Source organism: Serratia sp. TSA_130.1 (assembly GCF_052691795.1).
Genome location: NZ_JBQZFS010000003.1, coordinates 358,475 through 370,156 on the forward strand (window position 1 = coordinate 358,475; position 11,682 = coordinate 370,156).

An 11,682-nucleotide genomic window follows, 5' to 3' on the forward strand; every position below is an offset into this window, starting at 1 on the left:
TTCAGGATGCGGCTAATCTGCCGGCGTGGTCAGGCGCTTCGCCGCGATTGGCGGGCTGCGTGAAGTAACGGCGGTCTTCCCAGCGCAGCATCGTCAGATCGCCGCCCCAGCAGCAGCCGGTATCCAGCCCGATCACGCCCTCCGGCGTGCCCTTGCCTTCCAGCGAGGCCCAGTGGCCGAAGATGATGGTGTATTCCGGGTCCACCAGGCGCGGCAGCTCGAACCACGGTTTCAGCGGCGCCGGCGCGCTGCCCGGCGCATCTTTGCAGATCATGTCGAGCTGGCCGTTGGGGAAGCAGTAGCGCATGCGCGTCAGCGCATTGGTGCTGAAACGCAGACGCGCCAGGCCGCTCAGCTCCGGCGCCCAGTTGTTCGGCATGTCGCCGTACATGGCGTCGAGGAACAGCGGATAGCTGTCGCTGCTCAATACCGCCTCCACTTCGCGCGCGCACATTTTCGCGGTGTCGATGTCCCACTGCGGGGTGATGCCGGCGTGGGCCATCACCAGTTTTTGCTCATCATCCACCTGCAGCACCGGTTGGCGGCGCAGCCAGTTGATCAGCTCGTCGGCGTCCGGCGCTTCCAGCAGCGGCGTGATGCGATCTTTGGGTTTGTTGCGGCTGATGCCGGCGTAAACCGCCAGCAGGTGCAGATCGTGGTTGCCCAGCACCATGCGCACCGCCGGGCCGAGCGAGCGCACATAGCGCAGCACGTCCAGCGAGGCGGGGCCGCGCGCCACCAGATCGCCGGTCAGCCACAGTTGATCGCGCTCGGGATCGAACGCAACCTGAGCCAGCAGCGACTTCAGTTCATCGAAACAGCCGTGAACGTCGCCGATAAGGTATGTCGACATAATTAATGGATCAGCGTTGGAATGGCTAAGCGGAACACGGGAATAGCGGTGCGGAACGGCTGACCCTGATGGTCAACCATTTCGTAATGGCCTTCCATGGTGCCCAGCGGCGTTTCCAGAATGGCGCCGCTGGTGTACTGAAACTCTCCACCGGGCGGAATGACGGGCTGTTCGCCGATCACGCCTTCGCCCTGGACTTCGGTTTGGCGGCCGTTGCTGTTGGTGATCAGCCAGTAACGGCCCAGCAGTTGCACGTTGGTCCGCCCCAGATTGCGGATGGTAATGGTATAGGCGAAGACGTAACGCTCTTCTTCAGGGATCGACTGTGATTCCACATAGATGCTCTGAACCTGAATACACACGCGGGGCGAATCAATCATGACAACAACTCCTTATTGCTGCGGCGCCGGATTGGCTGACAGCCAGTTCGCCAGCTTGCAGTACTGCGCCACAGAAATATTCTCTGCTCTGAGCGAAGGATCGACGCCCAGCTCCGTCAGCTGCTCCGGCGTGAACAGATCGCCCAGGCTATTGCGGATGGTTTTCCGCCGCTGGTTGAACGCCTGCGTGGTGATGCGGCTCAGCATGCGCACGTCGCCCACCGGGTTCGGCAGCTCGGTGTGCGGGACCAGGCGCACCACGGCGGAATCGACCTTCGGCGGCGGCGCGAACGCGGTCGGCGGCACTTCCAGCACCGGGATGACGTTGCAGTAGTACTGCGCCATCACGGTCAAACGCCCGTAGGCCTTGCTGTTAGGGCCGGCCACCAGACGGTTGACCACCTCTTTCTGCAACATAAAGTGCATGTCGCGGATTGCCTGAGTATAGCTGAAAAGGTGGAACATCAGCGGCGTCGAAATATTGTACGGCAGGTTACCAAATACGCGCAGCGGTTGGCCAGCCTCCTCGGCCAGTTCGGCGAAATTCACCGTCATGGCGTCCTGCTGGCGGATGGTCAGCTTGTCTTTCAGCTGCGGGTGATTCTCCAGCCGAGTGGCCAGATCGCGGTCCAGTTCGATCACCGTCATGCGGTCCATGCGCGCGCCGACCGGTTCGGTCAAGGCGCCGAGGCCGGGGCCGATCTCGACCACCGCTTCGCCCGGCTGCGGGTGAATGGCGGAGACAATGCTATCGATGACAAACTGATCGGTTAAAAAGTTTTGTCCAAAGCGTTTGCGGGCAAAGTGCCCTTGGTGGACTCTGTTATTCATTACAATTAATTATCATTTTAATGGCGAGATTCAGGGCCGTTTGGAAACTGCCGACATCGGCGGTGCCGGTGCCGGCCAGTTCCAGAGCGGTACCGTGGTCGACCGAGGTGCGTATGAAAGGCAAACCGAGGGTGATATTCACCGCGCGGCCGAACCCTTGGTATTTTAGCACCGGCAGCCCCTGATCGTGATACATCGCCAGCACCGCATCGGCATCTTGCAGATATTTGGGCTGGAACAGGGTGTCCGCCGGCAGCGGGCCGACAAGATGGATACCGTCAGCGCGCAGCGCGTCGAGCGCCGGGATGATGGTGTCTATCTCTTCGCGCCCCATATGGCCGCCTTCCCCGGCGTGGGGATTCAGACCGCAGACGTAAATGTGCGGCTGGGCGATGCCAAATTTGGTTTTCAGATCGTGGTCGAGGATGCGAATGACTTCGAACAGGCTCTGCTGCGTGATGGCGCCCGGTACCGCCAGCAGCGGCAGGTGGGTGGTCGCCAGCGCCACGCGCAGCTCTTCGGTCGCGAGCATCATCACCACGCGATCGCAGCGGCTGCGATCGGCAAAGAATTCGGTATGGCCGATAAACGGCACGCCGGCGTCGTTGATCACGCCCTTGTTCACCGGGCCGGTGATCAAGGCGGCAAACTCGCCGTTCAGGCAACCGTCGCAGGCGCGTGCCAGGGTTTCCACCACGTAGGCGCTGTTGCCGACGTTCAGTTCACCGGCGGTAACCGGCTGAGCGAGCGGCACCGGCAGCACGGTCAGCGTGCCGGCGCGTTGCGCCTCGGCCGGCTGCTGCGGCTGGTAGTCGCGCAGCGTCAGCGGCAGGTCCAAACGCTTGGCGCGTTCAAGCAACAGGGCCGGATCGGCGCACACCACCAGCTCAACAGGCCAATCCTGTTGCGCCAGGGCGGCTACCAAATCCGGCCCCACCCCGGCGGGTTCGCCGGGGGTAATGACGACGCGTTTATTGCTGCGCATCGCTGCCATCGAGGATCTTCACGTAAGCCTGGGCGCGCTGTTCCTGCATCCAGGTCTGCGCCTCTTCGGCGAACTTACGGTTGAACAGCATGCGGTAAGCGCGATCTTTCTGCGCGGCGTCGGTCTTATCCACCTGACGGGTATCCAGCAGCTGAATCAGGTGCCAACCGAAGGAAGAGTGCACCGGCGCGCTGATCTCACCTTTGCTCAGCTTGAGCAACGCATCGCGGAAGGCGGGATCGTAGATGTCCGGGGAAGCCCAGCCCAGATCGCCGCCCTGCATGGCGGAACCCGGATCCTGCGACAGCTGTTTGGCTTCGTCGGCGAATTTGGCGCGGCCGCTCTTGATCGCTTCCGCGACGGATTGCAGTTTGGCGCGCGCCTGGTCGTCGGTCAGCACCACCGAAGGTTTCAGCAGGATGTGACGAGCGTGCACTTCGGTGACCGACACCGACTGGCTGGCACCGCGGATGTCGTTGACTTTCAGGATGTGGAAGCCGACGCCGGAACGGATTGGGCCGACGACGTCGCCTTTCTTGGCGCTGACCAGGCGTTCAGCGAACAGGGTCGGGATCTCTTGCAGCTTGCCCCAGCCCATGTTGCCGCCTTTCAGCGCCTGAGAGTCGGCGGAGTAGGTGATCGCCAGCTTGCCGAAGTCGGCGCCGCTGTTGATCTCGCCCACCAGGCGTTTGGCCAGCTCTTCGGCTTTGTCGACCTGCTGCTGCGACGGGTTCTCCGGCAGCGGGATCAGGATGTGGCTGATGTTCATTTCGGTGTCGCTGCCGTTCTGCGCGCCCACCTGTTTGGCCAGCGCATCCACTTCCTGCGGCAGGATGGTGACGCGGCGGCGCACTTCGTTGTTGCGCACTTCGGAGATCAGCATCTCTTTGCGGATCTGCGCGCGGTAGGTGTTGTAGTTCAGCCCTTCGTACGACAGGCGGCTGCGCAGCTGATCGACGCTCATGCGGTTCTGCGCGGCGATGTTGGCGATCGCTTTGTCCAGATCGGCGTCGGAGACGGTGATGCCCATTTTCTTGGCCATCTGCAGCTGGATGTTATCCATGATCAGGCGTTCGATGATCTGATGGCGCAGCGTCTTGTCGTCCGGCAGTTGCTGACCAGCCTGCTGGGCGTTGAGCTTCACCGACTGCAACAGTCCGTTGACGTCGCTTTCGAGTACCACGCCGTTATCCACGACGGCGGCGACTTTATCCACTTCTTGGGGTGCTGCGAACGCGGCATTGGCGCAAACCACCAATCCGAGAATAAGCGTTCTCCAGTTCTTCATACATTTCCCATTATGTAATCCGCAAATGCGGGTGAAAGTTCTCGTTTTCAAAGTGTTGCAAAGCGTCAGAATGCGCGCTGATACGGCAGAATGCCGGAGCGCAGCATTTCTGCGGAGCCGAGACTATGATCGCTGCTCAGGCCGCGCAGTTCGACGTTGAACGAAACTCTGTTGTCGTAAACGCTGGTATTGTTGCTGTTGTTCCAGTCGGTGATCTTGCGCTCATAGCCCAGCGTCACCGCCCAGCAGCAGGTGTTGTACTTCAGCCCCACCAGCTGATCGGCGGATTGTTTGGCGCGGGTGTCGTAGTAGTACGCCCCGACCACCGCCCAACGATCGGCGATCGGCCAGCTGCCGGTGATGCCCACCTGCGAGATGCCGTCCTGGAAGGCCGGAACCGTTTTGGTGTTCAACGCCGTCTGGATATATTCCGGCGTGGCGTAACGGTAGTTCAGCTGCACTACGCGCTCGGCATCCTGGCGGTATTCCACCACGCCGTTGCCCAGCGAGACGCTGTTCAGGCGGGTGTCGTACTGCAGGCCGCCGCGCAGGCCCCAACGATCGTCGATTTTCCAATAGGTATCGCCGGCCCAGGCCACGCTGCCGGTATCGTCGTTGTTGTCGTACCCGGTTACCCGATCGCCGGTGCGCGAACGGCTGAAGTAGTAGATTTGACCCACGGAAGCGTTAAAACGTTCAACCAGCGCGTCATCATAAATTCGGGTGGTCAAACCGGTAGACACGCGGTTCTGCGAAGCGATGCGATCCAGGCCGCTGTAGGTGCGATCGCGGAACAGGCCGGAGTAGTCGGTCTGCAGCAGCGTGGTGTCGTAGGTGTAGATGTTGCTCTGGTCGCGGTACGGCACGTACAGGTACTGCACGCGCGGCTCCAGCGTCTGGGTGGCGCCTTCGGCCCAGATCATCGGCCGCTCGAACACCAGCTTGCCGTCGACTTTGAACTGCGGCAGTACGCGGTTGACCGAATCATCGAGCTCCGGCGCGGCAGCGTTTTTGCGGCTCTGGTAGTTGGCGGCGAAACCGTCAGGAATATCCTGCTGGTAATGGGTCGCCATCACCTTGGCTTCGGTGTTCAGGCTGGCCCAGCCGTTGGTGAGCGGCAGACTCAGCGTCGGTTCCATATGCAGACGGGTGGCGTCCGGGCTGTATGGGTTGACGCTGGTGAACTTGGCCGCCTGGCCGTAAATATGGAAGTCGAACGGACCGAGGTCGTTCTTGTAGTAGTTCAGATCCAGCTGCGGCTGGACTTTATACGAGTCCGACTGTGAGCGATCGGTATCGTCGTAAATCTGGAACTGCTTGGAGCTCAGCGTGGCGTTCCAGTTCTCGTTGGCGTAGCCGAGGCTGAATTTCTGCGTGGCGTAGCCGTCGGTGGTGGAGCCGTATTTGGAGTCCAGATCGGTGAAGTACTTGGAATCGCTGACCTTGGTATAATCGACGTTGAAGCGCCACACCTGATCCATAACGCCGTTGTGGTTCCAGTAGAACAGCCAGCGTTTGTTGTCGTCATGATCTTTGCCGTATTCCTTGTCGTCCGGCAACCAGTCGAACTCCATCAGGCCGAGGCCCGGCTGCACCAGATAACGGAACTCGGTCTGCCACTGCAGGCCGCGCTTGGACATATAGTGCGGGGTGATGGTGGCGTCGTAGTTCGGCGCGATGTTCCAGTAATACGGCAACATGAACTCGAAGCCGTTGTTGCTGCCGTACTTGGCGTTCGGGATCAGGAAGCCGGAACGGCGCTTGTCGCCGACCGGCAGCTGCAAGTACGGGCTGTAGAACACCGGCACGCCGCCGATGCGGAAGCGGGCGTTCCATATTTCCGCCACCTGCTCTTCGCGATCGTGGATCACTTCGGAACCGACCACGCTCCAGCTGTCGTCGCCCGGCAGACAGGAGGTAAAGGTGCCGTTTTCCAGGATGGTGTAACGGTTGGCGCCGCGCATTTTCATCTTGTCGGCGTCGCCGCGTCCCTGACGGCCTACCATCTGGTAGTCGCCTTCATAGACGTCGGTATCTTTGGTATTCAGGTTAGACCAGGCCTTCGGGCCTTTCAGTTTGATCTGATTGTCGCTGTAGTGCACGTCGCCGGTGGCGGTGACGGTACGCACCGGTTCCGTCTGGCCGGGGTTTTGCGTCTGATTCAGCTCAACTTCTTTGGCGGTCAGGGTGCTGTTGCCCTGCTCGATATGCACGTTGCCGCTGAACAGGGCGCTTTTCGGGTAGTCGGCGCGCGAGTCATCGGCATTGATGGTCACCGGCTGGCTGTTCGGATCGCCGCTGACCAAAGGCTTGTCGTAAACAGGAACGCCAAGCATGCATTGCTCGGCCAGATCAGCCAGCGCATGCTGACTGTAGAGTGCCGTCCAAATCATCGTGGCCAGCAGTGTTGGGAAACTTTTTTTCATACGCGGTTTTGGTGTTCCGTCATCAGAGGCGTCGTGTCCGGCAAACGGTCAGAGACTATATTACTCATCTGCGTTGCGCTAGTGCTAAATCCAGCCGTTTACTTGCGTCGTCGTTAGGCGCAAAGATAAATGACAGGTATGATAATCCAAATTCTAGGAAAAATCGCCTGCGCCCTTTCCTGAAACGGAGGAGAGCGGGCGGCTTTCGGCATGATAATTGAGGAGTATATGCAGTATTGGGGAAAACTGCTCGGCGTCATCGTCGCCATCTGGTCTGGCGCGGGATTCTGGGGTGTAGTTCTGGGGCTGATTATCGGTCATATGATCGATACGGCGCGCAGCAACAAGCGCAGCCGGGGGTTTTTCACCGACCAGCAAACGCGGCAAACGCTGTTTTTCCGCACCACTTTTCAGGTTATGGGCCACCTGACCAAATCCAAAGGGCGTGTCACCGAGGCGGATATCCAGATCGCCAGCCTGTTCATGGATCGCCTGCAGCTGCATGGCGAAGCCCGCACTGCGGCGCAGCAGGCGTTCCGCGAGGGCAAACAGAGCCAGTTCCCGCTGCGTGAGACGCTGCAGCAGTTCCGCAGCATCTGTTTCGGCCGCTTCGATCTGATTCGGATGTTTCTGGAAATTCAGATTCAGGCGGCGTTCGCCGACGGCTCGCTGCACCCGAACGAACGTCAGGTGCTGTATGTCATCGCCGAAGAGCTGGGCATTTCGCGCGCGCAGTTCGATCAGTTCCTCAGCATGATGGAGGGCGGGCGTCAGTTCGGCGGCGGTCAGCAGGGCGGGTATTCGCAGGGCGGCTATCAGCAGGCTCAGCGCGGCCCGACGCTCGACGATGCGTGCAAGGTGCTCGGCGTGCGCAGCAGCGACGATGCCGCCACCATCAAACGCGCCTACCGCAAGCTGATGAGCGAACATCATCCGGATAAGCTGGTGGCGAAAGGCTTGCCGCCGGAGATGATGGAAATGGCCAAGCAGAAAGCGCAGGAGATCCAGGCGGCGTACGACCTGATCAAACGCGAGAAAGGTTTTAAATAACGATACCCGTCATACTTCGAGCTGCAGGTGTGTTGGCTGCCCGCGCTTACCCCGGTCACGTACTTTTTGTACGCTCCCGGGGCTGCGCTTAGTTGCCGCCTTCCTGCAACTCGAATTATTTAGGGCATCCCAGGGTGATGAGCTCAGAAATCCGGCTCGGCGCGAAAGTGCATCGGCGTCTGGAAGGCGGGGTGGGTGATGCGCAGCTCTTGCGCATGCAGCTGCAGCCGCGGCGCCATCGCTTTGGCCTCCGGCGGGGCGTAGAAACCGTCACCGAGGATCGGGTGTCCCAGCGCCAGCATGTGCACCCGCAGCTGGTGCGAGCGGCCGGTGATCGGCGTCAGCTTCACGCGGGTGCTGCCGTCGGCGTCGCGCGACAGCACCAGATATTCCGTCTGCGCCGCTTTGCCGGTGTCAAAACACAACTTTTGCAGCGGCCGGTTCGGCCAGTCGCAGATCAGCGGCAAGTCCACCAATCCTTCGTCATGCGCCATATGCCCCCAAACGCGGGCGATATAGGATTTCTTCGGTTCGCGTTCGCGAAACTGACGCTTCAGCTCACGCTCGGCGGCCTTGTTGAGCGCCACCACGATCACCCCGCTGGTGGCCATATCCAGCCGGTGCACCGATTCGGCGGCCGGATGATCGGCCTGAATGCGGGTCATCAGGCTGTCTTTGTTTTCCGGCGCGCGGCCGGGCACCGACAGCAAGCCGCTGGGCTTGTTGACCACCATGATGTGTTCATCCTGATACAGGATGTGCAGCGGGTCCTGCGGGGGATTGTAGGGTTCCATCTTGGCTCCGCGAAAAGGGCCGAACGGGGAGGCAACCACCTCCCCGCGTCGCGCCGGTTACTGGTGGGTGACCACCACCAGACGAATGGCGTCGAGACGCCAGCCGGCTTCATTGAGGTTGGCCAGCACCTGACGGCGATTGAACTCCAGCGTCTCGACTTCGTCGTCGCGGATGTTCGGGTTGACCGCCTTCAGCGCTTCCAGACGCGCCAGCTCGGCGCTCAGCTTGTCGTCCGCCTCTTGCTTCGCCTGTTCGATAAGCGTGCGTGCCTGCGCTTCCACCAGGCTTTCCGCCTGCTGCAGCATGGCGTGCACGTCTTGCTGCACGGCGTTGACCAGCTTGCTGGAGGTGTGGCGGTTGACCGCGTTCAACTGGCGGTTGAAGCTTTCGAACTCGACCTGCGCCGCCAGGTTGGTGCCCTTGCGGTCCATCAGCATGCGGATCGGCGTCGGCGGCAGGAAGCGGGTCAGCTGCAGGTGCTTCGGCGCCTGGGCTTCCACCACGTACACCAGCTCAACCAGCAAGGTGCCGACCGGCAACGCTTTGTTTTTCAACAGGGACACCGCACAACTGCCGGTATCGCCGGACAGGATAAGATCCAGACCGTTGCGGATGATCGGGTGTTCCCAGCTGACGAACTGCGCGTCTTCGCGCGACAGCGCCTGATCGCGATCGAAGGTGACGGTGCAGCCGTCCTGCTGCAGGCCCGGGAAGTCCGGCACCAGCATATGGTCGGACGGCGTGAGCACGATCAGGTTGTCGCTGCGATCTTCCTGATTGATGCCGACGATGTCGAACAGGTTGAGCGCGAAGCCCACCAGGTTAACGTCGTTATCTTGCTCGGCGATGGCGGCGGCCAGCGCCTGGGCTTTGTCGCCGCCGTTGGAGTGCATCTCCAGCAGGCGGTCGCGGCCTTGTTCCAGCTGCGCTTTCAACTGGTCATGCTGTTGGCGGCAGGCGTGGATGAATTCGTCCAGGCCCTCCTGCTCGGTCGGCGCGGCCAGATAGCCGATCAACTGCTCGTAGCAGCTGTCGTAGATGGTGCGGCCGGTCGGGCAGGTGTGTTCGAAGGCGTCGAGCCCTTCGTGGAACCAGCGGCCCAGCACCGCCTGTGCGGTGTGCTCCAGGTAAGGCACCATGATTTGGATATCGTGCATCTGGCCGATACGGTCCAGACGGCCGATGCGCTGTTCCAGCAGATCCGGATTGAACGGCAGATCGAACATCACCAGTTGGCTGGCGAACTGGAAGTTGCGGCCTTCGGAGCCGATCTCGGAACACAGCAGCACCTGCGCGCCTTCCTCTTCGGAGGCGAAGTAGGCGGCGGCGCGGTCGCGCTCTATGATCGACAGCCCTTCGTGGAACACCGCGGCGCGGATCGCTTCACGCTCGCGCAGCACCTGCTCCAGCTGCAGCGCGGTATCGGCTTTAGCGCAGATCACCAGCACTTTTTCGTTGCGGTTGGCCAGCAGGTAATCCAGCAACCATTCGACGCGCGGGTCGAAGTTCCACCAGGTGGCGTTCTCGCCTTCGAATTCCTGGTAGATCTGCTCCGGATACAGCATGTCGCGCGCGCGCGCTTCGACGGATTTCTTGGCGCCCATGATGCCGGACACTTTGATCGCGGTCTGATACTGGGTCGGCAACGGCAGCTTGATCTGGTGCAGGTTGCGGTGCGGGAAGCCCTTCACGCCGTTGCGGGTGTTGCGGAACAGCACGCGGCTGGTGCCGTGGCGATCCATCAGCATGGCCACCAGCTCCTGGCGCGCCTGCTCGGCGTTGTCGCCTTCGCTGTTGGCCGCTTTGAGCAGCGGTTCGATGTCCTGCTCGTCGATCAGCTCGCCCAGCAGGTTCAGCTTGTCGTCGGCCAGGCGTTCACCGCTCAGCAGCAGGGTGACGGCGTCGGCCACCGGACGGTATTTCTGCTGTTCGGCGACGAACTCGCCGTAGTCGTGGAAACGGTTCGGATCGAGCAGGCGCAGGCGCGCAAAGTGGCTCTGTTGGCCCAGCTGTTCCGGGGTGGCGGTCAGCAGCAGCACGCCGGGGATATGCTCGGCCAGCTGTTCGATCACCTGATATTCGCGGCTCGGCGCTTCTTCGCTCCAGGCCAGGTGGTGCGCTTCATCGACCACCAGCAGATCCCACTGGGCGTCCGCCAGCTCTTCCAGGCGCTGCTTGTTGCGGCGCACGAAGTCCAGCGAGCAGATCACCAGCTGTTCGGTCTCGAACGGGTTGCTGCTGTCGAGCTTGGCTTCGGCGTAGCGGCTGTCGTCGAACAGCGAGAAGTAGAGGTTGAAGCGGCGCATCATCTCCACCAGCCACTGGTGCTGCAGCGTTTCCGGCACCACGATCAGCACGCGCTCGGCGCGGCCCGCCAGCAGTTGCTGGTGGATGATCATGCCGGCTTCGATGGTTTTGCCGAGGCCGACTTCGTCCGCCAACAGAACGCGCGGCGCATGGCGCTGGCCGACTTCATGAGCGATGTGCAGCTGGTGCGGGATCAGGCTGGCGCGCATGCCGCGCAGGCCGGCGAACGGCAGGCGATACTGCTCGCTCTGGTATTTGCGGGCGCGAAAACGCAGCGCGAAACGGTCCATGCGGTCGATTTGGCCGGCGAACAGGCGATCCTGCGGCTTGCTGAAGGTCAGTTTGCTGTCCAGCAGCACTTCGCGCATCGCCACGCCGCTTTCCTGGGTGTCCAGGCGGGTGCCGATATAGGTCAACAGACCGTTTTCCTCTTTCACCTCTTCCACCTGCAGCTGCCATCCCTCGTGGCTGCTGACGGTATCGCCCGGGTTGAACATCACGCGGGTGATCGGCGAATCGTTTCTGGCATAGAGGCGGTTTTCACCGGTGGCGGGGAAAAGCAGGGTAATCATGCGCGCATCCAGCGCCACGACGGTGCCCAGTCCTAATTCGCTTTCCGTGTCGCTGATCCAGCGTTGACCAAGAGTAAAAGGCATATATTGTCGGCTCGATTCTTTGTAAGTAAGTCTTGTTACCGGGCGGGAAGGGCCGCGGCACCTGTACTGAACATCGGTTAATCCCGGTTTGTTTTAAATTTGACGGGCAAT

At 61.2% G+C, this 11,682-nt stretch carries 9 protein-coding genes; 1 reads left to right on the forward strand and 8 read right to left on the reverse strand.

Features of this window, described 5'->3' with window-relative positions:
* Position 1 precedes the first annotated feature (1 nt).
* The 6 genes from apaH to lptD all read right to left on the reverse strand — a co-directional run bounded on the left by apaH (position 2) and on the right by lptD (position 6,763).
* Positions 2-853 (reverse strand): bis(5'-nucleosyl)-tetraphosphatase (symmetrical) ApaH, encoded by an 852-nt coding sequence (apaH, locus tag ACUTQY_RS14790; RefSeq protein ID WP_033641832.1) that lies wholly within the window; start codon positions 851-853, stop codon positions 2-4.
* Between the two features lie 2 nt (positions 854-855).
* Positions 856-1,233: a Co2+/Mg2+ efflux protein ApaG gene (gene apaG, locus ACUTQY_RS14795; RefSeq protein ID WP_015376624.1), complete on the reverse strand. Its 378-nt coding sequence runs from the start codon at positions 1,231-1,233 to the stop codon at positions 856-858.
* A gap of 12 nt (positions 1,234-1,245) precedes the next feature.
* The gene (rsmA, locus tag ACUTQY_RS14800; RefSeq protein ID WP_033641833.1) at positions 1,246-2,064 is read right to left on the reverse strand and encodes a 16S rRNA (adenine(1518)-N(6)/adenine(1519)-N(6))-dimethyltransferase RsmA; all 819 of its coding nucleotides are present in this window, start codon (positions 2,062-2,064) and stop codon (positions 1,246-1,248) included.
* Complete coding sequence (pdxA, locus tag ACUTQY_RS14805; RefSeq protein ID WP_046688577.1) at positions 2,057-3,049, reverse strand: 4-hydroxythreonine-4-phosphate dehydrogenase PdxA; 993 nt, start codon at positions 3,047-3,049, stop codon at positions 2,057-2,059. The genes rsmA and pdxA overlap by 8 nt, the downstream gene beginning before the upstream one ends.
* Entirely contained in the window at positions 3,036-4,337 is a 1,302-nt protein-coding gene (gene surA / locus ACUTQY_RS14810; protein ID WP_033641834.1) for a peptidylprolyl isomerase SurA, read from the reverse strand. Before surA ends, pdxA begins: the two co-directional genes overlap by 14 nt.
* Positions 4,338-4,402: 65 nt before the next feature.
* Positions 4,403-6,763 carry an LPS assembly protein LptD gene (gene lptD / locus ACUTQY_RS14815; RefSeq protein ID WP_021505352.1) on the reverse strand — a complete coding sequence of 787 codons (2,361 nt, stop codon included), beginning with the start codon at positions 6,761-6,763 and terminating at the stop codon, positions 4,403-4,405.
* A 228-nt stretch (positions 6,764-6,991) separates the two neighbouring features.
* Here lptD and djlA point away from each other — a divergent pair, with 228 nt between their 5' ends.
* On the forward strand, positions 6,992-7,813 hold the full coding sequence (gene djlA / locus ACUTQY_RS14820; protein WP_025301546.1) for a co-chaperone DjlA: 822 nt from the start codon (positions 6,992-6,994) through the stop codon (positions 7,811-7,813).
* Between the two features lie 143 nt (positions 7,814-7,956).
* Here the strand turns inward: djlA and rluA are convergent, their stop codons facing one another.
* Both rluA and rapA read right to left on the reverse strand, forming a co-directional pair.
* Positions 7,957-8,607, reverse strand: a complete 651-nt coding sequence (rluA, locus tag ACUTQY_RS14825) for a bifunctional tRNA pseudouridine(32) synthase/23S rRNA pseudouridine(746) synthase RluA (RefSeq protein ID WP_342188232.1) — start codon at positions 8,605-8,607, stop codon at positions 7,957-7,959.
* Positions 8,608-8,664: 57 nt separating this feature from the next.
* Positions 8,665-11,571, reverse strand: a complete 2,907-nt coding sequence (gene rapA / locus ACUTQY_RS14830; protein WP_128868741.1) for an RNA polymerase-associated protein RapA — start codon at positions 11,569-11,571, stop codon at positions 8,665-8,667.
* Positions 11,572-11,682: the final 111 nt, after the last annotated feature.